Genomic DNA, 22124 nt, shown 5'->3' with positions numbered 1-22124 from the left:
AGCTCATTTACGGTGACAATACTTGGCTGGCGACGGCCCGGGAAGATAACTCGACGCGCACACTGAAAAGCAGTCTGTATAGACTGCTTTTTGTTTTATCTGAAAAAGTAGTATAGGATTTAGATAAAAAGACTGGAAATTTGCGATAAATCTCTTCTCCGTTAGGGCCTTGACCGGACAAGCCGGTCACAGCCTTCCGGGAAAATGTCCCACCGGGACATTTTCTATTTCCGCAAGGTGGCTGGCGACGGCCCGGGAAGATAACTCGACGCGCACACGAAAAAGCAGTCTGTATAGACTGCTTTTTGTTTTATCTGAAAAAGTAGTATAGGATTTAGATACAAAGGCTGGAAATTTGCGATAAATCCGTTCTCCGTTAGGGGCTTGACCGGACAAGCCGGTCACAGCCTTCCGGGAAAATGTCCCACCGGGACATTTTCTATTCCCGCAAGGTGACTGACGCCGCCAGACAAGATAACTCGACGCGCACACTGAAAAATTTTGTTTGATCTTGTGGATATTCTTATTCTGTGAGAGAATTTTGGATCATAGAGCAATAAGGAAGCCAGGGCGCGCAGATCAGCACCGCAAAAGCAGATCATACTGCCGCACTGAGCGCCCTGACCGTACAAAACCTTTACTTGGTTCGCAGCCGTTCCCTGAAGTATATTGTCACAACGTAGTCCCAGCACAAACGGGAGCGCCGGACAGCACGCTCCCGCTATGCGGAGCTCGTACATTCCCACCCTGTCGGCGGCACACAGTAACCCTGACGAGGAAGGAAGACGGGTTCCCAAAGGGACGAGAGCGCGCCTTAAAATACGCCGTAGGCGTGCGTGCTCGAGGTGAGCGGCGGTACGCGATTTTCGAGCGTACCGTAAAAAATATTCCAGTGGAATATTTTTTAGCGATGGAGGAAAACCGTAGGTTGTCCATCCTTTGGCCTTCGTTCTCCTTCTAAGGAGCCTTACGGGAAAATACCCCGGTGGGGTATTTTCCCGTAAGGCTGTGGCCGACTCGTTCGGCCAAGTCATGAACGGAGAACGAGGTGCGGCACCAGCCGCTATGGGAAAAACGCTTTAGGCGTTTTTCATGAGCGCGCTTAGCGCGCAAAGAGTCTTGCTCGCTGCGGCGAGCGCTGAAAATTAAATTTTAGTTGATTTTCCCTTGCGGGGGACGGGAAAATCAAAAGGGGATTTCGGACTCTGCGGAGTCCGACTCAGGGCTCTGCCCTAAGAACCCGCAAACCTTTGAAAAGGTTTGATCCAAACTTCATTTCGCCTGCGGGCGGGGATCCTTTGGGACAAAGCGAAGGCAGGCCGGAGCATCCGGTCGACGAATCTTAATTCTTGGCATGGTACAATGACCCAAAACGCGGTCATTGCTCTCTGACCGCTTTCGTCTGCTGACATAAAACTGACACGCGCTGCAAGTCGGCAAAACACATCCTCCTAACCGGTAAAACAAGTCTTTTTACTGATTATATGCGTCTGATATCGCTGTCGCAAGGCCTGTGTGAAAAAAATAAAGCAATAAATTGTGAGAAATCGGGATGTACATTTGATGGACGGGCTGATACAATAAAATAAAAATGGAGTGCAGTTGATAGAAGGTGGCAGATTGATATGACAATTTTGAAAGATCACAAAGGACATATTGCGCAGGCGCTGCTGATGGTAATTTTAATTGCCATACCATTGTTTTATTTCAGTCAAAAGGTACATGATATACGAAGCGACTATTACACCGAGCATATGACTGCGATCTCCGAAAAAATCGGACGCGAGTTGGAGCGTCAGGTCATCTGGGAAGACAGTAAGGATGAGAACCAGTCGAGCATTATGTACACGGCGTACTATTACCCGCAGGCGCTGTCGGTTGTCTGCCGTACGACCCCGGTCATCTATGTGCGCGATCAGAACACCCCGCCCGGCGCGGCTTTTCTGGTGTCGGACAGCGAGACGATCTATCCCGCAACCGTAGTCGAAGATACCGAGTATAATGCAACGCTGCTCATCTTTGAAAATGTCCCCTCGGAGTTCGTGGGTCATCTGGCATATTTGGATATAGTTCCCTCGCAGGAAGTGCCGGAAAATGGAGTTTATAACCCGAGCCAGGTAATCGAGGATCGCATCCGATACAGTCTGCAAGGCGAAAAGGCGTAAGCAAACGGTCGGATTTTTGTTTGGTTGAATGCCCAACGGCGTTTTGCATAGCCTGACAGGGCGCTTTCACCCGCAAATTTTGACAAAACGCGGGTTTACTTTGTATGTCCAAAACGGTATAATGATACATAACAAAAATCAGCAATATGCGGTAAAGGAGAAGACATTATGGCGTATTATTTTTCCGAACCCTCTCGTACGTTCAGCGAGTACCTGTTGGTACCGGGATATTCCTCCTCTGAGTGCGTACCGGCAAACGTAAGTCTGCGCACGCCGATCGTAAAGTTTAAGAAGGGCGAGCAGTCCGCACTGTATGCGAACATCCCGCTGGTCTCTGCGATCATGCAGGCAGTTTCCGATGACAAAATGGCGATCGCACTGGCACGAGAAGGCGGTATTTCCTTTATCTACGGCTCGCAGTCGGTTGAGAGCGAAGCCGCAATGGTAGCACGCGTCAAGGCATACAAGGCTGGCTTTATCGTTTCTGACTCCAACATCAAGCCCGACCAGACCCTGGCCGACATTCTGGCACTGAAGGAAAAGACCGGTCACTCGACCGTTGCAGTTACCGACGACGGCACCGCAACCGGCAAGCTGCTCGGCATTGTAACCAGCCGTGACTACCGCATCTCCCGTATGTCCACCGAGGAAAAGGTTGAGAGCTTCATGACGCCGTTTGAAAAGCTCATCACGGCGCCGGCAGACACCACCCTCAAGGAAGCAAACAACATCATCTGGGATCATAAGCTCAACTCCCTGCCGCTGGTAGACGAGAATCAGCATCTGGTATACATGGTATTCCGCAAGGACTATGATTCTCATAAGGAAAATGCGCTCGAGCTGCTCGACAAGGACAAGCGCTACATCGTTGGCGCGGGCATCAACACCCGTGACTACGCTGAGCGTGTACCGGCACTGGTCGAGGCTGGCGCTGACGTACTGTGCATCGACTCTTCGGAAGGCTTCTCCGAGTGGCAGTCGCGTACCATCGCATGGATTCGCGAGCACTACGGCGACACCGTAAAGGTCGGCGCAGGCAACGTCGTTGACCGCGAGGGCTTCCGCTTCCTGGCAGAGGCTGGTGCGGACTTCATCAAGATCGGTATTGGCGGCGGCTCTATCTGCATCACCCGTGAGCAGAAGGGTATCGGCCGTGGCCAGGCAACCGCAGTCATTGAGGTTGCAGCAGCACGCGACGAGTACTACAAGGAGACCGGTATCTATATCCCGATCTGCTCGGACGGCGGTATCGTACACGACTACCATGTCACCCTGGCGCTGGCAATGGGCGCAGACTTCATCATGCTCGGCCGCTACTTCTCCCGTTTCGACGAGTCGCCCACCAACAAGGTCAACATCGGCGGCACCTTCATGAAGGAGTACTGGGGCGAAGGCTCGGCACGTGCGCGCAACTGGCAGCGTTACGACCTGGGCGGCGCACAGAAGCTGTCCTTCGAGGAAGGCGTTGACTCCTATGTACCGTATGCTGGCTCGCTGAAGGATAACGTCACCCTGACGCTCAACAAGGTTCGCTCGACCATGTGCAACTGTGGCGCGCTGACCATCTCCGAGCTGCAGGAGAAGGCAAAGATTACGCTGGTTTCCGCGACCTCGATCGTCGAGGGCGGCGCACACGATGTTGTGCTCAAGGATACCGCAGTTTCGGCACACAAGTAAGACTGATGCGCGATGCGTCTTAAAAAAACCCGCTCTTATCTGAGCGGGTTTTTCTTTGTGCTTGCAGCCAGACATATCTTGCCAGTTTGAGGCGAATATGATACCATGAAAGCACAAGATATGCCGGGAAAAGACCGACGGCGGGGGAAATCGCGACAGCCGGGACGGTCGGAAGAGAGGGGGCGCACAGAATGGATGAAATGGATGAACAGGTGGTAGAGCAGAACGAGCAGCAGACAGGAATCTGGAAGCAGATGGCCGACGGCGTTTCCCATCGTACCGTGCGGAATGCATGGACTTTTATACGATGGATCTTTTTTTCGTGCCTGATTGGTGTCGTGGTCGGCGTGGTTGGTGTGGGATTTCACCACGCGATTGCAGTCGTGACCGAGTGGCGCGGAGAATATCCCTATATTCTGTTTGGATTGCCGGTCATCGGCCTTTTCATTGTATGGATGTATCGCGCGTGTGACATGGCGCGCGATGGCGGCACCAATCTGGTGCTCATTTCGGTGCGTGATAACGCGCCCATTCGGCTGCGCACCGCACCGCTCATCATCATCGCAACCGTGCTCACCCATCTGTTCGGTGGTTCGTCCGGTCGAGAGGGTGCAGCGCTCCAGCTGGGCAGTTCGATTTCGGCTTCGGTTGGCCGTCTGATGCGTCTGGACGACAAGGACGAGCGCGTGTTCAAGATGTGCGGCATGGCGGCAGGCTTTTCCGCTCTGTTCGGCACACCGCTGGCGGCAGCTGTGTTCGCGATGGAAGTCGTGAGCGTGGGCGTCATGTACTACGCGGCGATGTTCCCATGCCTGCTGGCCTCTCTGGTTGCGCTGATGACCGCACGTGCGCTGGGCGGCGTGCCCGAGGCGTTTCTGGTCTACGGCATTCCGCAGCTGACCCCGCTGGCACTCGGTCAGGTTATCGTGCTCGGCCTGCTGTGCGCACTGGTTGCGGTGCTGTTTTGTAAGGTGTTTGGCATCATTCAGCGTCTGTATGCGCGCTATCTGCCCCATCCTTACGTGCGTGTGTTTGTGGGCGGCTGCATCGTGGTCGTACTCACGCTGCTGCTCGGCACACGGGATTACAACGGTGCGGGCATGCAGGTAATCTGGCGTGCGTTTACCGGCAACGCGCACCCGGCGGCATTTTTGATTAAGATGGTGCTGACCGCGCTGACGCTGGGTGCGGGCTTTAAGGGCGGCGAGATCGTCCCGGCATTCTTTGTCGGATCGACCTTCGGATGCTATTATGGTGGTTTTCTCGGCCTGTCCGGCTCGTTTGCAGCCGGTGTGGGTATGGTCGCCGTGTTCTGCGGCGTGACCAACTGCCCGCTGACCTCCATTTTGCTGGCCTACGAGCTGTTCGGCGGCGACGGTTTGCTGCTGTTTGCGCTGGGCTGCGCGGTGTCGTACATGTTCTCCGGTTACTCCGGACTGTACAGCGCACAGAAAATCATGTACTCCAAGCTGCGTCCCGAGTTCATCGCGCGTCAATCGGGCGAATAAGATCGAACCTTGACAAAAGAAATCCAAAATTGAGGAAATCCGCCCTTGCAAAGCGTCAGCTCGTCGGGTAGAATAGACATTGCGCCTGTCTGGGGGACAGGTAAACAGTTATATTTCAGAAAGAGGGATTTTTTTGCAGTCGCAACAGAAAATGGGCACCATGCGCATGGGACCGCTCATCTTCAGCATGGCCTTGCCGGCTATGATTTCCATGCTCATCAATGCGCTCTACAATATCGTCGACAGTATTTTCGTCGCGCGATACTCGGCCAGTGCACTGACCGCCGTTTCTCTGGTCTTTCCGCTTCAGCAGTTGGTCATCGCAATCGCAGTCGGCACCGGTGTCGGTGTCAACTCGCTGATTGCGCGCTGCCTGGGTGCAAAGGATCAGGAAAAGGCCGACAATGCGGCAGAACACGGCGTGGTGCTGTCCATTGTGGGCGGTATCGTGTTTATCCTGCTGGGATTTTTGGGCAGCCGCCCGTTCCTTTCCGGTTTTACCGAGAATGCAGCCGTCCTTGAGCAGGCGGTTAGCTATTCGCACATCGCGGTTGGACTGAGTATCTTTGTCATGGTTTCCATCATGTGCGAGAAGATTCAGCAGTCGACCGGTAATATGATTATTCCGATGTGTCAGGGTCTGACCGGTGCAATCGTCAACATCATTTTGGACCCGCTGCTTATTTTCGGCATCGGACCATTCCCCGAGATGGGCATTCGCGGTGCAGCGCTCGCAACCATTATCGGTCAGGTCGTCGGTATGCTGATTGGTCTGTGGGGCGTGTTCGTTCATCAGAAGGTACTCGCGCTGCGTATGCGCGGCTGGAAGCCCAACCTGCGCATGATCGGTGCGATCTATCAGGTTGGTCTGCCCGGTATCATCATGCAGAGTTTGTCCTCGGTACTGACGGCAGGCATGAACGCCATCCTGATTCAGTTCTCCGAGACTGCAGTTACCATTCTGGGCGTTTACTTTAAGCTGCAAACCTTTATTTTCATGCCGGTCTTTGGACTCAATCAGGGTGCACTGCCGGTTATGGGCTACAACTTCGGCGCACGCGACCGACATCGTCTGCTCAATGCCTATCGCATCACACTGATCTCGGCACTGGTCATTCTGGGCGTGGGCACGGTCATTTTCCAGATTTTCCCTGCGCAGATGATTATGCTCTTTACCCCGGCGAATGACCCGGCAGCAACTGCGGACATGCTGGAGACCGGCATTCCCGCGCTGCGCATCATCAGCCTGTCCTTTCTCGGTGCGGGCTTCGGCATCATCAATTCAACCGTTTTTCAGGCGATCGGCCACGGTCTGGCGTCGCTCGTCGTCTCGTTCTGCCGTCAGCTGTGCATTATTCTGCCGGTTGCAGCCCTGCTCGGCTACTTCTTCGGTCTGGGTGCGACTTGGTACGCCTTCCCGTTTGCCGAGTACATCGCGGTTGTGATTTCCTACGCGGTACTGGCTCGAATCTATCAAAAGGAAATCAAAAATTTAGCGCCCAAGGCGCAGTAAGGAAGCAAAAACCATGCGGACTGTGATCTGGTTTGTGTATTTTTGGCTGTATTTGCTGGCCGCAATTCCGGTCAGCGGCTATATTTGGTGGCTGGAGAAGCGCGGACGGAATGCCCACGCCGATGAGCTGGTGCAGGGCATTGTCCGGCGCTGGGCGCGGCGTCTGCTGCGGCTGGCAGGGGCAAAGGTCGAGGTCACCGGACAGGATAACCTGCCCGAAGAACCCGCGGTCTACGTCGCCAACCATCAGGGAAACTTTGACATTCCCATCCTGCTGACCGTTCTGCACGAGCCGCACGGACTGATTGCCAAGCAGGAGCTTGCAAAGCTGCCCTTTGTGCGCGCTTGGATGCGGCATCTGCACTGCCTGTTCGTTGATCGCTCGTCACCCCGAGCGGGTGCACAGGTCATTGTGGACGGGGAACGCCTGCTCGAGAGCGGACGCAGCGTGTCTATCTTCCCTGAGGGCACACGCTCGCGCGGCGGCCCGATGCACAGGTTTCAGGGCGGTGCCTTCCGCATTGCCACCCGTGCCGGTGCGCCCATCGTGCCGGTCACCATCGACGGTTCCTATCGCCTGATGGAGGCGCAGGGCTTCTGGATTCGTCCGGCGACCGTGCGCGTCACCATCCATCCGCCCGTTCCGACCGCCGATCTGAGCCGGGAACAGGTGCGCAGCCTTCCCGATCAGGTGCATGATACCATCGTATCGGTTCTGCCGTAAAAAATCGATTGTCATTTTGTACGCGGCGAATTATAATACAATCAGAACGCAAATCAGCAAAGGAGCGTATTCATTATGAAGCGAATCGCAAGTTTTGAGGTCAACCACGACCTGCTGACCCCGGGCATGTACACTTCGCGCATCGACGGGGACATCACCACCTACGACGTGCGCATGGTCACCCCGAACGGCGGCGTGTACCTCGAGCCCGCAGCATCCCATACTTTTGAGCATCTGTTTGCCACTTACGTGCGCAACTCGGACTTTGCCGACCAGATCATCTACGCAGGCCCGATGGGCTGCCAGACCGGCTTCTACTTCCTCGTGCGCGACATGAAGCCGTCGGACGCCATCCGTCTGGTACAGGAAACCATGGACTTTGTCGTCGATTTCACCGGCGACGTGCCTGGCGTGAGCCGCATTGAGTGCGGTAACTACCTGCTGCACGACCTGGAAGGCGCTAAGAAGATCGCACGTTCCATGCAGCCCGTCCTCAAAGGATGGACAGAGGCCGATCTTGTCTACAAAAAATAAAGTTTTTCCAGCAAAAAAATTCAAATAATGCTTGCAATCTCGTGGAAGGTATGATATTATATTTTTACGACTGTAAGGCATAACCGGAAAGAGGTGAAACAACATGAAGCAGGGCATCCATCCCGATTATAAGCAGACGACCATTCGTTGCGCTTGCGGCAATGTCATTGAGACTGGCTCCACCAAGGAGAACATCGTCGTTGACGTTTGCTCGAAGTGTCACCCGTTCTTCACCGGTAAGCAGAAGCTGGTAGATACCGGCGGACGTGTTGATCGCTTCAAGAAGCGCTTCAATCTGGACAAGTAATGCAAAGCCATCGATTGCGCTCGTGATCGATGGCTTTTCTATTGCTGAGAACGGAAAAAACAGAGAACCCGCCGGGATGTATCCCGGCGGGCTTCCAAAACAGTCGAACTTACATTTGATCCATAAGCGTATCGAGCGCGCGGACTGCCGCGTCAGCCTGTGCCGGTGTCACGGTCTGGCTGGGTGCGAACGCGCCGTCTGTGAGCGTCAGTACCTTACGGCTGACCAGCGCCTGCACGGCATCCTGTGCCCAGGAGGCAATCGAGGCCTTGTCGGTGATGGTCACTGTACCGTCCACCGTCAGCGGATGGCCGCACAGCGCAGCGTACCGCGAGAGCACGACGGCCAGTTCCTGCCGGGTGACTGCACGGTTCGGGGCAAAGACGGTTGCGCTGTCGCCCGACATCAGACCGGCATGTGCCGCCCAGCTGATATAGGGCGCATCGTAAGCGATGATGCACACATCTCCGAACGAAGTGTCCGGGTTATTGAGTGCAGTATCCGTGCGTGCAGCGTAATCCCGACCGAGCTGTACGGCCAGTGCGCCGCGGCTGAGGTTTGCTGCCGGCTGTCCGGCATCATCGGTGCGGGATAGAATGGCCTGCACAGCCGAGTCAACACCTGCAAGGTAGTCTGCCCGGGTCTGCGGTGCGAGCACATCGGGCTCGAACGGCTGCACGTCATAGGACTGTGCTGCCGGGAGCAGCGGGGCGAGGTCGATAAACTTGGTTGAGCAGCTCACCTGCAAGCCGCTGTGCTCCAGCGTGAACGGACGCACCGCGCCAAAGTGATCGACGCTGCCGCCCGACGGCGTACCGACTATGGTTGCGCCTGCCTGCTTGCACTCTACCGCGTTGATGAGTGCGGACGAGAAGGTGCCCGAACCGATCAAGGTGTAGAACGCCAGACCGTCCTGTTTGTGCCGCTCTTCGAGCACGTGCAGCAGCGGAATGATGACACCGTCCGAGCCGCCGCCATTGCCGCGCAGGTCGAGGATGACTCGATCATAGCCCTTGTCGTCCAGCTGGTCGACAATTTGCTGGGTAAAGGTCTGCATGGGCAGTTTGGGGTCTTCCTTGCAGCTGTTGTACTGGATGTACAGCGTGCGCGCATCGAGCGCTTTTGCAAAATAGAGTTTCTTTTTGTCCGGAGCCGTTGCCGGAGCCTTGCGTTCCAGACGTGCAAGCTGCATTTTGGACAGGGTGGTGCGGTCGACCGCGTCCACGGTGATTTTCTGCACCTGATCACCCTGCTGGATGGTCAGCTCAATGCCGTTCGGGTCGGACAATACGCCGTAATGGGCTAAAATTTCATAGATATAGAACGCCTGCGAGAATTTCCGGTGCTGATAGACCGCATTATCGCCGCCTAACATGGGCATCATCTTCTGGTAGATTTCGTCCATGGATACACCGTTTATTGCGGTGAGAATGCCGCCTAGCGCGGATTTGTTTGCTTCCGGCAGTCGGGTGAGCAGAATGCCCTCGTCGACTACGGTCGCACCGATGGGCAGCACGCGCACCTGACCGCTGATCTGCGAGCCGATGGACACGCTGGTGTGCGAATCCTGCGCCAGTGCGGCCAGTTCGCAGAGGGCAAGGGCAAAGTCGACATCGGACATCTGCGCCAGACCGGACTGGATTTCGGCTGCCTTGGCATCAAAGACCTGCTTGCTGTTTGCGTGGTACAGGTCGGGATGCTGGGCGAGGGTGTCCAGCAGGGTCTGTAAATCAGCGCGGCGGGCACTTGTCTGGTCGGACGAAGCCCCAGCCGTGACCGTCTGCGTCGTCGTGACGGCCAGCGCGGTCGGCACACTGCCAAGACACAGCGCCGCGGTGAGCAGACCGGAAATAAGTCGTTTCATGGGTTGATCTCCTTTCTGTTCGGTGCACAGACCGGACGGGGGACGGTCTGCCCTTTTGTGTATTACTGTACCATGTACTTAATACAATAATAGAGCGAGAACAATTTGTCAAGAGGGGACGACCCGGAAGGGGAGCCAATCGAGACCGACACAGACCGGGAAAGGATGTGTAGCACATGATGGAAATGGAATTTGACAAGCCGAAAAAGGAGCGCGCCGTGCTGGTTGGCCTGCGATGCCACAGTTTCGGCATGGATGAGAACGCCGACGAGGAGACCCTTGCCGAGCTTGCGGCGCTGGTCGAGACCGCAGGCGCGGAGACCGTGGCGATGACGCTGCAAACCCGACCGGCGCCCGATGCGCGTACCTTCATCGGTGAGGGCAAGGCGCAGGAAGTCAAGGAGCTGGCAGAGGCCAACGAGGCAGATTTGATCATCTTTGACAACGAGCTTTCGCCCTCGCAGATGCGCGTGCTCGAGGAGATGACCGACAAGACCGTGCTCGACCGCTCGGCGCTCATTTTGGACATTTTCGCCCAGCGTGCCCGCACGGGTGAGGGTAAATTACAGGTCGAGCTGGCACAATATCAGTATATTCTGCCCCGTCTGGCTGGTCTGGGTCATGCCATGAGCCGACTGGGCGGCGGTATCGGTACGCGTGGCCCCGGTGAGAGCAAGCTGGAGTCCGACCGCCGACACATCCGCAGACGCATTGACAAGCTGCGCGAAGATCTCGAGCAGGTGCGTCAGGTGCGTGCCGTTCAGCGCCGTCAGCGCAAAAAGACCGAGCTGCCGCTGGTTGCCATCGTGGGTTATACCAACGCGGGCAAGTCCACGCTGCTCAATTTGCTGACCGACGCGGGCATCGAGGCCAATGACCGCTTGTTTGACACCTTGGACCCGACTACGCGCAAAAAGCGCATCTCGGACACCCAGGAGATCCTGCTGTCCGATACCGTAGGCTTTATCCGCAAACTGCCGCATCATCTGGTGTCGGCCTTCAAGGCGACGCTTGAGGAGCTGGCTTACGCCGATCTGCTACTGCACGTCGTGGATGTGTCCGATCCCAACTGGGAGATTCACGCCGCGACTGTAGACAAGGTCATCGAGCAGCTGGGCGCACAGGAGATTCCGCGCGTGATGGTCTATAACAAGGCCGATAAGTGCGACGAACTGCCGGTCGCACGCGACGGCGTGCTGTTCTCGGCCAAGACCGGCGAGGGCACTGAGGCGCTGCTGGCAGCGATCGAGAAGGCACTCGGACGCGGCAAGCACGAGATGCACCTGTGCATTCCGTACAGCGACGGCGCAGCGCTTGACGTGCTGCACCGCGAAGGTCAGGTCAAGTCCATCGAGTACGGCGAAGCTGGTACGCTTGTAACCGTCATTGTGGACGATAAATTGTGTGGACAGATGCAGAAATATCGGGTGGAAGAGGCATGACAGCAGAGGAAAAGGACTATTTTATCCCGTTTGAAGCCTACGCAGAGGATAGCTTTGTAGAAAAGCGCTCCAAGTTCATTGGCCGCCTGTGGCGGGTCGAGACCCCGGAGGAAGCAACTGCCAAAATCAAGGAGATGCGCGAGACTTACTGGGATGCGACGCACAACTGCTACGCCTACATCCTGCGCGAGGGCAATCTGATGCGCTATTCGGACGACGGCGAGCCGCAGGGCACGGCGGGTATGCCCATGCTGGACGTGCTGCGGCACGAGGGACTGGTTAACGTGTGCTGCGTTGTGACCCGTTACTTCGGCGGCATTCTGCTGGGCACGGGCGGACTGGTGCGCGCCTATACCAAGGGCGCACAGATTGCGGTCGCTGCCGCAGGCATCCAGCAGATGAGCCGGTTTTCCACCCTGCTCATCGCATGCCCGTACAATCTGCTCGGTGTTGTGCAGCAGGTACTGCCTGCACACGACTGCACGGTCGAGGACACCGACTACGGCGCGGACGTGACGCTGACCGTCATTCAGCCGGTCGGCGGTCTGGACGCACTCAACGCGGCCCTGGCCGACGCGACCGCAGGTACGGTCTACGCCGAGGAGATGGAGGTTGCCTTCCGCGGACGACGTATCCGCTGAGCAAAATCACCGTCAGGACAACCGGACATTCCATCGAAAAAGCGGGTCTCCTTGTACAACCTGTACAAAGATGAAAAAATCCCGAAAAAATGGGCTGGAAAAAAAGTTTTTCGGCCATCCATTGCGTATATATATTATGGAGAGATTTTTCGGAAGGGAGGCGCAGACCATGACCATCCGTCAGCAGTCCGAAGCCCTGGAGCACAGTTTACTGTGTGATTGGGCGACTTTTTCCGACCGCTCACTTGGTCGGGAACAGCCCATTGCGCCCTGTCCCATCCGCACCTGTTTTGCCCGTGACCGCGACCGGATCATCCATTCCAAGGCATTCCGGCGGCTGTCCAACAAGACACAGGTGTTCATTTCTCCCGAGGGCGACCACTATCGCACCCGGCTGACGCACACCCTTGAGGTCTCGCAGATCGCGCGGACCATCGCACGGGCGCTGCGGCTGAACGAGGATTTGGTCGAGGCCATCGCACTCGGGCACGATCTGGGGCACACGCCGCTCGGCCACGCCGGAGAACGTGCGCTGAACGCGGTTTGTCCCGAGGGCTTTCGTCACAACGAACAGAGCGTGCGCATGGTGCGCCGGATTGAACCGCTCAACCTGTCGCACGAGGTGCTGGACGGCATCCTGTGCCACACCGGAGGGCGGCATGCCCAGACCCCGGAAGGTCGGCTCATTCACTTTGCCGACCGCATCGCCTACGTCAATCACGACATTGACGATGCCATTCGCGCAGGCATTCTGGCCGAGCGGGACATCCCGCAGGACATCCAGAACGCTCTGGGCGCAACCCACGGCCAGCGCATCGATACCTTGGTGCGCGCGGTCATCGATTACGGGGTCAAAAACCGCGAAATCGGCATGGATGCCGAGATCGAACAGGCCATGCTGGCGCTCAGGCGCTTTCTGTTCGAGCGGGTGTATGACGGCCAGTCGGCCGCGCAGGACGCACGCGCCGAGTGGATGCTGCGCACCCTGTACGATCACTATATCAACCATTTTGATACGCTTCCGGCGGCTTATCAGCGGCTGACCGAGGACGGCGACAGCCGCGCACGCATCGTGTGCGACTATCTGGCCTCGATGACCGACCGCTACGCCATCGCGTGCTGTAAGGATCTCTTCCTGCCGCGCTCCTGGAACCGTACATAGCATATTTTTTCAAGGGAGGTGGACACAATGCCGATCGATCACGCATTTTTGGACGAGCTGACTGCACGCAGTGACATTGTGGATGTGGTCTCGCGCTATGTCAGCCTCAAACGGCAGGGTGCCAACTATTTTGGCCTGTGTCCGTTCCACAACGAGAAATCCCCGTCGTTTTCGGTCTCGCCCGACAAGCAGATTTATCACTGCTTTGGCTGCGGCGCGGGCGGCGGCGTGATTAACTTTGTCATGCGCGCCGAGGGACTGGAATTTCGCGACGCGGTACAGTTTTTGGCCGACCGCTGCGGCCTGAAAGTCCCGCAGGACACCATCGACCCGCGCACCGCGCGCCGGCGCGAGCGTCTGTTAGCGCTGATGAAGGACGCGGCGCGATTTTACTACGACACCCTGTGGCGACCGGAGTATACGCCGGTACAGCGATACTTTGCCGGACGCGGACTGTCGCGCAAGACCATGAACCGCTTTGGTCTGGGCTATGCGCCCGACTCCTTCCATGCAACGATGGACGCGATGCAGAAGAAGGGCTACACCAAGGACGAACTGCTGGACGCAGGCTTGGTGGTCAAGAACGAGAAGGGCGCGATCTATGACAAGTTCCGTGGGCGCGTCATGTTTCCGATCATCGACGTGCGCGGACAGGTCATCGCCTTCGGCGGCCGTGTCATGGACGACTCAAAACCCAAGTATTTAAACTCCCCGGACACCCGGATTTTCCATAAAGGACGCAATTTGTTTGCGCTCAATCTGGCCAAAAAGACGCAGAATGACTATTTCATTTTAGCCGAGGGCTATATGGATGTCATCGCGCTGCATCAGGCTGGGTTTGACAGTGCGGTTGCCAGCCTTGGCACCGCGCTGACCGACGAACAGGCGCGTATGATCGCGCGTTACACCAAAAAGATTATCATTTCGTATGACGCGGACGGTGCCGGACAAGCCGCCGCCCAGCGCGCCATCGATATTTTAAAGCGTGCCGATTTGCAGGTCAACGTCCTGCGCATTCCGGGCGCAAAAGACCCCGATGAGTTCATCAAGGCCAAGGGCGCCGAGGCGTTCCGCAGGCTGATCGAGCAGAGCGAAGGACATAACGCCTACCGTTTGGAGCAGATTGCGGCTAAGTTCGACCTGACCGAGGACGACCAGCGCATCGAGTTTCTCAAGCAGGCAGCCTGGATGCTGGCGGCCATTCCGCGCGAGATCGAGCGCGAAGTCTACATGGGACGGGTGGCCAAGATGGCCGGTGTCACAACCGACGCACTCAGAATCGAGGTCAAACGCGCCATCGGCCAGCGCAACAAGCGCGAGCGCACGGCAGAACACCGCGCCATTCGCGCCGCCGTGCAGAACGCACAGCCCAAGGATCGCGCTTTGCACTATCCCGACATCCGTGCGGGACGTGCAGAGGAAGGCATTCTGGGTCTGATTTTTACCGATCCATCCCTCTTAGCCCCGCTGGCTCAGCGCCTGCGGCCGGAGGATTTTTCCGCCCCTGTACTCGCAAAGATTTACGCCCGTGCGCTGGAACTGGAACAGCAAGGCGCACCGGTGTCGGTCAGCGGGTATGAGGGTTACCTGGATGACGGAGAGCTTGCCTTGCTGTCCGAGATTTTATCCCGTCCGCAGGGTTCCGAGCGGCGGCAGAAGGCACTCGACGATTACATAAAGATCATGGACGAGCGGCGCACCCAGCGGCAGCTGGAGCAGGCCGCGACATCCGGTGGGGAAGACCCGATGATCACCTATTCCAAAATGAAAGCAGATAAAATGGGAGGCAAATAAGATATGGCAAGTGCAGAACAGCTCGCGCAGCAGATGCAGGTCGTCAAGGATCTGATGGCAAGAGGTAAGAAGAACGGTAAACTGACCCTCAAGGAGATCGCGGATACGCTGTCGCCGCTGGAGCTTGAGACCGACCAGATCGATAAGGTCTACGAGATGCTCGAGAACGAGGGCATCGAGATCGAGGGCGCAGGCGTGCTCGACGTACCGCTCGGTGACGACGACGAAGAGTTTGAGGCATCGGCAGTCGAGGAAGTGCCCGAAGAAGAGCTGGTGGACACGTCGGCGCTTGCCGAGGGCTTCGCAATCGACGACCCGGTACGTATGTACCTCAAGGAGATCGGTAAGGTTGACCTCCTGTCCCCTGAGGAAGAGATCGACCTGGCACAGAAGATGCTCGAGGGCAATCAGGCAGCTGAGAAGCTGGACGCAATGACCCAGCCGGGTGCGGTCGCAGTCAGCGCGGACGAGATTGCCGCACTGAACAAGGCAGTCAAGGCCGGTGAGCACGCCAAGAAGCGTCTGGCAGAGGCCAACCTGCGACTGGTTGTATCCATTGCAAAGCGCTACGTTGGCCGCGGTATGCTCTTCCTGGATCTGATTCAGGAGGGTAATCTGGGTCTGATCAAGGCGGTTGAGAAGTTCGACTGCACCAAGGGCTTTAAGTTCTCGACCTACGCAACCTGGTGGATTCGTCAGGCGATCACCCGTGCGATTGCTGACCAGGCACGTACCATCCGTATCCCGGTACACATGGTTGAGACCATCAATAAGGTCATCCGCGTATCCCGCCAGCTGCTTCAGGAGCTGGGTCATGACCCGTCTCCCGAGGAGATTGCAGCCGAAATGAACATGCCGGTTGACCGCGTGCGCGATATCCTCAAGATCGCACAGGAGCCGGTATCGCTCGAGACCCCGATCGGTGAGGAGGAAGACTCCCACCTCGGCGACTTCATCCCGGACGACGATGCGCCCGAACCGGCTGAGGCAGCATCCTTCATGCTGCTCAAGGAGCAGCTGGTCGAGGTGCTCAAGACGCTGACGCCTCGTGAGGAAAAGGTACTGCGTCTGCGCTTCGGCATCGAGGACGGTCACACCCGCACCCTCGAGGAGGTTGGTAAGGAGTTCAACGTCACCCGTGAACGTATCCGCCAGATCGAGGCCAAGGCGCTGCGCAAGCTGCGTCATCCGAGCCGCTCCAAGAAGCTCAAGGATTTCCTGAACTAAACCAAATATAAAAGAACCTCCCGCATGGCAAGATACCGTGCGGGAGGTATTTTTTTAGCTCCAAATGGCCATCGCAAGCGTGCCGATGACCATGAGACACAGACCGAAGAAGGCCTTTTTGCTGAGTTTTTCGTGGAAAAAGACGTAGGAAAAAGCGACAGTGACGACCAGACTGAGTTTGTCGATGGGGACAACCACACTGACGATGCCGTTTTGAATGGCGTAGTAGTAACACAGCCAGGATGCGCCGGTCGCCAGACCGGAAAGCAGGATAAAGATGAGCTCGTGCCGGTCAATTTTGCGGACTTCGCTCTGTTTTCCTTTGAGAAAGACGACAAGCCATGCCATGATGAGTACGACACAGGTGCGGATGGCCGTGCCCAGATTGGATTCGACACCCGAGATACCGACCTTGGCCAAAATGGAGGTGAGCGCGGCAAAGACAGCCGAGCCGACGGCATACAGCATCCAGCGGTTGTTGGCAGACTGGACGGCGGACGACTGCTTTTTCTCGATCATCAGGAAAATGCCGACGGCCAGCAGCGCGGTGCCGATGAGCTTGACGGCCAGATGTGCGGTCTCGGAGAAACAGACGATGGCGAACAGAACCGACAGGATGGTGCTGGACTTGTCGATGGGTACGACCTTGTTCACGTCACCGAGGGAAAGTGCCTTAAAATAGCACAGCCAAGATGCACCGGTTGCCAGTCCGGACAGCACCAGAAACAGCAGCGAGCGGGGCGCGATGGACGAGAGCGTGGGCAGGGAACCGACGATCAGCACCATAATCCAGGAGAAAATCAGGACAACCAGTGTGCGGACGGCGGTTGCGACATCGGAATCGGTGTGTTTGATGCCGCATTTGGCTAAGATAGCGGTCAGACCGGCGAAAAATGCGGACAATACAGCCATAACAAGCCAAAGCATGGGAAAAGCCTTCTTTCTTTTTTGTTGCGGGATAAAAATTATAGAACGACGATGGTCACACCGTTGTTGTGTCGGTCGAGATCGGGGTCGCGGCGCAGTTCATCACACAGGCGCAGGGCACGCTGGGTGTCTGCGTCGAAGATGGACAGTTTTTCACCGGGGATGCAGCAGGCAATCTGCCCGGCCTGAGAGGCGCGGGTCAGTGTCTGACGGACTGCCAGCCGCAGTTTGCCGCCTCGACCGGTCGAGCCGTAACCGTGGATGAATTTGATGACGCGAATCTGATGCGCACGCGCCTGCCGCACCTCGCGGGTGATGCGCTCGGGCATGTCGCGCACGGCAGGTAAAGTCAGTTCCAGGTTGACGACGCGGTAATTTTTCATGGTTTGGGCTTCCTTTGGATAAAATAAGTAAAGAGTGCGCTGTGATCGGCCGGAACATCGGTGCACAGACCGGGAATCATGCGCTCGGGGTGCCATTGCACGCCCAGAATGGGCAGCGAGCGGTGTTCCAGCGCTTCGATCAGTCCGTCGGCGGCGTAGGCCGCGGCGCACAGACCGTGCCCGAGTTGCCCGACTGCCTGATGGTGGTAACTGCTCGCTTTGAAGAACCCGCCGGTCAGGCGGGCGGTGTGCGTACCGGCGACGGTTGTAACCGGGTGGGGAATGCCGTCGTGACCGGCGACCTCTTGGAGCAGCGTTCCGCCGAAGGCGACGTTGATCACCTGCATGCCGCGGCAGATACCCAAGACCGGTTTGCGCAGGGCGCAGAACGCGCGCAGCAGCGCCAGTTCTTCGGTGTCACGGACGGGGTCGAGCGACAGCCGATGCGACTGCGGTACTTGACCGTAAAGCGCGGGCTCCAGATCGCCGCCGCCCGATAACAGCAGCCCGTCGCAGCGGCCTGCCAGTACGATGGGGTCACCGCCTGCGTACAGAACACCGGACAGTCCGGCGCGTGCCAGTGCGTCCCCGTACAGCGTGGACGCGGTGCGCTTGGACGAGCGAGCGCCGGGCTCGATTGCGGTCGAAATCAGTATAACAGAATCTTGCATAAAATGCACCTCCCGGAGATTACGCAAGGAAAAAGATTTGTAAATTTTGTAAGAACAAAGTTTGCGAAAATAGGTTGACATCTTGAAAAGTAAAAAGATATAATTAGATTGGTAAAATTCGAGGAAATAAAATCAAAAAAATGCGAAACAAATCAAAAAACCGGATCAGAGAAGGAGAGTAAATCATGGGGTTTGATTTGATGAACATTGTGCAGTTGGCCGGAGGCCTGGCACTGTTCATTTACGGCATGACGACGATGGGCAACGGCCTGGAACAGGCTGCCGGTGCAAAGCTGGAGAAGACGCTCGAAAAGATGACGGGCAATATTTTCTCGGCGCTGCTCATGGGTATGGTTGTAACCGCTGTTATCCAGTCGTCTTCGGCTACGACGGTTATGGTCGTCGGCTTTGTAAACGCGGGTATTATGACCCTCAAGCAGTCGGTCGGTGTTATCCTTGGCGCGAACATCGGTACCACGATCACCGCACAGATTTTACGTTTGGACTCTTCGGGCACGATGGGGGATACCTTCCTCATGCAGATCTTGAAGCCCAAGAATCTGGCGTATATCATGGTGCTGATCGGTATTATCCTGCTGATGACCAGCAAGAGCAAGCGCCGCCGCAGCATTGCTGACATCCTCATCGGTTTCGGTGTGCTGTTCATCGGTATGGCGACCATGGAAAGCTCGGTTGCGCCGCTTGCCGATATGCCGCAGTTCTCGCAGATCTTCGCTGCCATTTCCAACCCGATCCTGGGCGTCCTGGTCGGCGCAGGTGTAACCGCGATCATCCAGTCGTCTTCGGCTTCGGTCGGTATTCTGCAGGCGCTGTCTACGACCGGTGCTATTACCTATTCGGCTGCGATCCCGATTATTCTTGGTCAGAACATCGGTACCTGTATCACCGCGTTCCTGTCGTCCATCGGCGGCAGCAAGAATGCACGCCGTACGGCAATGGTACACTTTTACTTTAACCTCATTGGTTCGATCATCTTCCTGACCGCGGTTTACGCGTTTCAGTACACGGTCGGCTTTGGTTTCTGGAGCGAGGCCATCGACAAGGCCGGCATTGCAAATTTCCACACGCTGTTTAACGTCGTTGTGACGCTGCTCTTCCTGCCGTTTACCCGTGTTCTGGTCTTCCTGGCCGAGCACACCATCCCGGCACAGGAGGAGAAGGCAGACCCGCTGGCAAAGCTGGAGCCGCGCCTGCTGGCAACGCCTTCCATCGCACTCGATCAGGCACAGCACTGCATCGCAGACATGGGTACTGCAGCGCTGAGCAACTATGCGCTTGCAATGGACCCGCTGTTTAGCGACGTGCAGCAGAATGCAGAGCTTTTCCTTGAGCATGAGAGCTTCCTCGACCGTGCAGAGGTTGAGATTGCCAAGTATCTGGTACAGATTCGCTCCGATCTGCCGGGCGGTCTGCGCCGTCAGCACGCCGAGATGCTGCACTCTCTGAGTGACTTCGAGAAGATCGGCGACTATGAGCAGAACATTTTCGACGCAGTCACCTCGCTGCGCGAGACCGGCGGTCACTTTTCTGAGGAAGCGGCAGCCGAGCTCAAGATCATGGCAGATGCCGTCAGCGAGCTGCTGGAAAAGACCGTAAATGGTTATCTGGAGCAATCGGCTTCGATTGCACGTCAGGTAGAGCCGATTGAGGAAGTTGTCGATATGCTCAAGGCAGTCCTTAAGGATCGTCACATTGAACGACTGAACGCTGGACTGTGCTCGATTCAGACCGGTCTGCCGTTCCTCGAGGTGGTACACGATCTGGAGAAGATCGGCGACCACTGCTCGAATATCGCGATTTATACCATTCAGCTGGCTGAGGGTAAGAAGGGCTTTGATACGCATGATTTCAGTAAGCATGCGTATAAGGCATCGCCCGAGTTCCGTGAGGCGGTTGAGTATTTCGAGAAGAAATACCTGAGCGGCCTGGAAGCAACTAAGCCGGTGCTCTAACGGATTTTCACGACGCACCCAACAAACGGGTCCGGGTCTGTGACCCGGCGCGATCCAGCCGCGCAGGCTGGCCCGTCCAGGTGGAACCTGGTCGCCATCCACAGATGGCGAAATCCCCTCTTGAAACCCGGTGTCCGACCCGGGTTTCAATCAAAACAAACATAAGAAAAAGACCGTCCGATAGGACGGTCTTTTTAGAGCTTTGCGCGTCCTGCGGGACGCGCTTTTATTTTTTTATTTTGGTTGATTCCGGTCAAAAGACCGGAATCAAAAGGGGAGTTTCGCACTCTGCGGAGTGCGACTCAGGGCTCTGCCCTGAGAACCCGCAAACCTTTGAAAAGGTTTGATCCAAACTTTATTTCGCCTGCGGGCGGGTTTTACTCTCGAATGCACTGCAAATCCAGAATATTTCCGGTCAGCGAACGAGCGGCGCCCTGTTCAACGACCTCATACGTATTTTCCGTGCCAACCACACCGACACCCGGCAGGGCAATCTTGGGTTCACACGCAAAGGTCATACCGGCTTCGAGCGGAGCCTTAAATCCGCGTGCGATAACCGGAGCCTCGTCCATGACCAGACCGATCGAGTGCGCCAGGAACTTGCCGCCATTCATGAAGCCTTCGGCAAACTCTGCGGGGATGGTCGGCCACAGTTCCAGGAAGATTTCCTCAGGAATTGCGCCGGGAACCATACGCTCGGCGACCTTGCGCTCGAACTCGGCACAGAAGGCGTAAGCGCGGCGGATGCGGTCGGCAGCCGGATGGCGGTCAAGATCGCCGTAGAAGTAGACGACCGACTTGTCGGTGTGGTAACCGTCCACGCCCGACGGGATGTCCAGCAGAACGAGGTCGCCCTCTTGCAGCAGGCGGCGATTGTCGCCGATGGCAGGCATTGCGATGCAGGTACCGGCGTTGCCGTCCGGGCCGTCGAATGCGGTCACGCGCAGACCGTTTTCCGAGAATGCGCACAGACCGGCGACATCTTCACCGAGCAGCTGATTGAAACGGGAGATACCCATTGCACCGCGTTCGAGGAAAGCGCGATAGATGTCTGCGCACAGCACGGCCTCACTCACGCCTTCACGCAGCAGACCGGGCGTGACACGCTCAAGCACTTCGGCATGGATGGCGCCGGCGCGGCGCATGCAGTCCAGCTCGTATGCGCTCTTGTGCGCGCGCAGATCGGCCAGAATCGGGCTGATGTTCTTATAGTCGGCAAAGGGCAGATACTTGCGCACCATTCCCAGCCACTCGAGCGACGCGGTCTTGCACTCCAGATAAGCGCAGGCGGGGACAGAATAGCTGCCTTCGAGCACGCGGAAGGACTTCATCGGGCGCAGATCGTCAAACAGGGACTCTTCCTGCGCACGGGGGAAGTAGCGGCGCACCCAGAAGGTCGCCTCGGTGGGGGTGATGACCAGAACGCCATCCTGCATGGTTCCGGTCAGATAGTACAAACTGATCTTGTTGTTGATGAGTACCATTTCCCAAGCCGGGTCACGCGCGGTCAGTGCCGCACGCAGAGCGGACAAACGGGCGTCAAGCTCAGATTTAGGGACTTTATTGTGGGTTAGCATGGTCACAGCTCCTTCTGCCTCTGCCTTTCCCGGCA

The 22124-nt window shown here is 56.9% G+C and carries 18 protein-coding genes; 13 read left to right on the top strand and 5 right to left on the bottom strand.

The window, feature by feature from the left end:
* The first annotated feature begins 1625 nt into the window (after positions 1 to 1625).
* From B5F17_RS12455 to rpmE, 7 genes are all read left to right on the top strand, one after another.
* Positions 1626 to 2165: a hypothetical protein gene (locus tag B5F17_RS12455; RefSeq protein ID WP_087374273.1), complete on the top strand. Its 540-nt coding sequence runs from the start codon at positions 1626 to 1628 to the stop codon at positions 2163 to 2165.
* 168 nt (positions 2166 to 2333) lie between these two features.
* The gene (locus B5F17_RS12450; RefSeq protein WP_087374271.1) at positions 2334 to 3842 is read left to right on the top strand and encodes an IMP dehydrogenase; all 1509 of its coding nucleotides are present in this window, start codon (positions 2334 to 2336) and stop codon (positions 3840 to 3842) included.
* A gap of 191 nt (positions 3843 to 4033) precedes the next feature.
* Positions 4034 to 5350, top strand: a complete 1317-nt coding sequence (locus tag B5F17_RS12445) for a chloride channel protein (RefSeq protein WP_087374269.1) — start codon at positions 4034 to 4036, stop codon at positions 5348 to 5350.
* 133 nt (positions 5351 to 5483) lie between these two features.
* Entirely contained in the window at positions 5484 to 6863 is a 1380-nt protein-coding gene (locus tag B5F17_RS12440) for an MATE family efflux transporter (protein ID WP_087374268.1), read from the top strand.
* A gap of 13 nt (positions 6864 to 6876) precedes the next feature.
* Positions 6877 to 7587: a lysophospholipid acyltransferase family protein gene (locus B5F17_RS12435; RefSeq protein WP_087374266.1), complete on the top strand. Its 711-nt coding sequence runs from the start codon at positions 6877 to 6879 to the stop codon at positions 7585 to 7587.
* 75 nt (positions 7588 to 7662) lie between these two features.
* Positions 7663 to 8121 (top strand): S-ribosylhomocysteine lyase, encoded by a 459-nt coding sequence (locus B5F17_RS12430; RefSeq protein ID WP_016147980.1) that lies wholly within the window; start codon positions 7663 to 7665, stop codon positions 8119 to 8121.
* Positions 8122 to 8224: 103 nt separating this feature from the next.
* A complete protein-coding gene (gene rpmE, locus B5F17_RS12425; protein ID WP_016147979.1) occupies positions 8225 to 8428 on the top strand; it encodes a 50S ribosomal protein L31 in 204 nt (67 codons plus the stop codon).
* Between the two features lie 109 nt (positions 8429 to 8537).
* Here the strand turns inward: rpmE and B5F17_RS12420 are convergent, their stop codons facing one another.
* Positions 8538 to 10292 (bottom strand): S-layer homology domain-containing protein, encoded by a 1755-nt coding sequence (locus tag B5F17_RS12420; protein WP_087374263.1) that lies wholly within the window; start codon positions 10290 to 10292, stop codon positions 8538 to 8540.
* 176 nt (positions 10293 to 10468) lie between these two features.
* On the opposite strand from B5F17_RS12420, the gene hflX reads away from it, so the two are divergent.
* From hflX to rpoD, 5 genes are all read left to right on the top strand, one after another.
* Positions 10469 to 11734: a GTPase HflX gene (gene hflX, locus B5F17_RS12415; protein WP_087374261.1), complete on the top strand. Its 1266-nt coding sequence runs from the start codon at positions 10469 to 10471 to the stop codon at positions 11732 to 11734.
* On the top strand, positions 11731 to 12375 hold the full coding sequence (locus B5F17_RS12410; RefSeq protein WP_087374259.1) for a YigZ family protein: 645 nt from the start codon (positions 11731 to 11733) through the stop codon (positions 12373 to 12375). The genes hflX and B5F17_RS12410 overlap by 4 nt, the downstream gene beginning before the upstream one ends.
* A gap of 169 nt (positions 12376 to 12544) precedes the next feature.
* Positions 12545 to 13537, top strand: a complete 993-nt coding sequence (locus B5F17_RS12405; protein ID WP_087374257.1) for a deoxyguanosinetriphosphate triphosphohydrolase — start codon at positions 12545 to 12547, stop codon at positions 13535 to 13537.
* A gap of 27 nt (positions 13538 to 13564) precedes the next feature.
* A complete protein-coding gene (gene dnaG / locus B5F17_RS12400) occupies positions 13565 to 15331 on the top strand; it encodes a DNA primase (protein WP_016147974.1) in 1767 nt (588 codons plus the stop codon).
* Positions 15332 to 15334: 3 nt separating this feature from the next.
* Positions 15335 to 16558 carry an RNA polymerase sigma factor RpoD gene (gene rpoD, locus B5F17_RS12395; RefSeq protein WP_087374255.1) on the top strand — a complete coding sequence of 408 codons (1224 nt, stop codon included), beginning with the start codon at positions 15335 to 15337 and terminating at the stop codon, positions 16556 to 16558.
* A gap of 54 nt (positions 16559 to 16612) precedes the next feature.
* Here the strand turns inward: rpoD and B5F17_RS12390 are convergent, their stop codons facing one another.
* From B5F17_RS12390 to B5F17_RS12380, 3 genes are read right to left on the bottom strand one after another with little or no spacing between them, the layout of a single operon-like run.
* Positions 16613 to 17485 carry an EamA family transporter gene (locus B5F17_RS12390; RefSeq protein WP_087374253.1) on the bottom strand — a complete coding sequence of 291 codons (873 nt, stop codon included), beginning with the start codon at positions 17483 to 17485 and terminating at the stop codon, positions 16613 to 16615.
* A gap of 38 nt (positions 17486 to 17523) precedes the next feature.
* Positions 17524 to 17868 carry a hypothetical protein gene (locus B5F17_RS12385; RefSeq protein WP_087374251.1) on the bottom strand — a complete coding sequence of 115 codons (345 nt, stop codon included), beginning with the start codon at positions 17866 to 17868 and terminating at the stop codon, positions 17524 to 17526.
* Positions 17865 to 18539 (bottom strand): gamma-glutamyl-gamma-aminobutyrate hydrolase family protein, encoded by a 675-nt coding sequence (locus B5F17_RS12380; RefSeq protein ID WP_162608177.1) that lies wholly within the window; start codon positions 18537 to 18539, stop codon positions 17865 to 17867. Before B5F17_RS12380 ends, B5F17_RS12385 begins: the two co-directional genes overlap by 4 nt.
* 185 nt (positions 18540 to 18724) lie before the next feature.
* Between B5F17_RS12380 and B5F17_RS12375 the strand changes: the two genes are divergently transcribed.
* Positions 18725 to 20512, top strand: a complete 1788-nt coding sequence (locus B5F17_RS12375) for a Na/Pi cotransporter family protein (RefSeq protein ID WP_087374247.1) — start codon at positions 18725 to 18727, stop codon at positions 20510 to 20512.
* 377 nt (positions 20513 to 20889) lie between these two features.
* Here the strand turns inward: B5F17_RS12375 and B5F17_RS12370 are convergent, their stop codons facing one another.
* On the bottom strand, positions 20890 to 22089 hold the full coding sequence (locus B5F17_RS12370; protein WP_087374274.1) for a M24 family metallopeptidase: 1200 nt from the start codon (positions 22087 to 22089) through the stop codon (positions 20890 to 20892).
* Positions 22090 to 22124: the final 35 nt, after the last annotated feature.

The organism is Butyricicoccus pullicaecorum, from assembly GCF_002160355.1.
In the GTDB taxonomy this organism is placed as follows: Bacteria; Bacillota; Clostridia; order Oscillospirales; family Butyricicoccaceae; genus Butyricicoccus; species Butyricicoccus pullicaecorum.
This window is presented reverse-complemented; position numbering and strand designations above follow the sequence as displayed.

Coding starts and splice junctions, on each gene's coding strand:
- B5F17_RS12455 (WP_087374273.1), top strand. CDS start 1,626: ATGACAATTTTGAAAGATCACAAAGGACATATTGCGCAGGCGCTGCTG.
- B5F17_RS12450 (WP_087374271.1), top strand. CDS start 2,334: ATGGCGTATTATTTTTCCGAACCCTCTCGTACGTTCAGCGAGTACCTG.
- B5F17_RS12445 (WP_087374269.1), top strand. CDS start 4,034: ATGGATGAAATGGATGAACAGGTGGTAGAGCAGAACGAGCAGCAGACA.
- B5F17_RS12435 (WP_087374266.1), top strand. CDS start 6,877: ATGCGGACTGTGATCTGGTTTGTGTATTTTTGGCTGTATTTGCTGGCC.
- B5F17_RS12430 (WP_016147980.1), top strand. CDS start 7,663: ATGAAGCGAATCGCAAGTTTTGAGGTCAACCACGACCTGCTGACCCCG.
- rpmE (WP_016147979.1), top strand. CDS start 8,225: ATGAAGCAGGGCATCCATCCCGATTATAAGCAGACGACCATTCGTTGC.
- B5F17_RS12420 (WP_087374263.1), bottom strand. CDS start 10,292: ATGAAACGACTTATTTCCGGTCTGCTCACCGCGGCGCTGTGTCTTGGC.
- hflX (WP_087374261.1), top strand. CDS start 10,469: ATGATGGAAATGGAATTTGACAAGCCGAAAAAGGAGCGCGCCGTGCTG.
- B5F17_RS12410 (WP_087374259.1), top strand. CDS start 11,731: ATGACAGCAGAGGAAAAGGACTATTTTATCCCGTTTGAAGCCTACGCA.
- B5F17_RS12405 (WP_087374257.1), top strand. CDS start 12,545: ATGACCATCCGTCAGCAGTCCGAAGCCCTGGAGCACAGTTTACTGTGT.
- dnaG (WP_016147974.1), top strand. CDS start 13,565: ATGCCGATCGATCACGCATTTTTGGACGAGCTGACTGCACGCAGTGAC.
- rpoD (WP_087374255.1), top strand. CDS start 15,335: ATGGCAAGTGCAGAACAGCTCGCGCAGCAGATGCAGGTCGTCAAGGAT.
- B5F17_RS12390 (WP_087374253.1), bottom strand. CDS start 17,485: ATGCTTTGGCTTGTTATGGCTGTATTGTCCGCATTTTTCGCCGGTCTG.
- B5F17_RS12385 (WP_087374251.1), bottom strand. CDS start 17,868: ATGAAAAATTACCGCGTCGTCAACCTGGAACTGACTTTACCTGCCGTG.
- B5F17_RS12380 (WP_162608177.1), bottom strand. CDS start 18,539: ATGCAAGATTCTGTTATACTGATTTCGACCGCAATCGAGCCCGGCGCT.
- B5F17_RS12375 (WP_087374247.1), top strand. CDS start 18,725: ATGGGGTTTGATTTGATGAACATTGTGCAGTTGGCCGGAGGCCTGGCA.
- B5F17_RS12370 (WP_087374274.1), bottom strand. CDS start 22,089: ATGCTAACCCACAATAAAGTCCCTAAATCTGAGCTTGACGCCCGTTTG.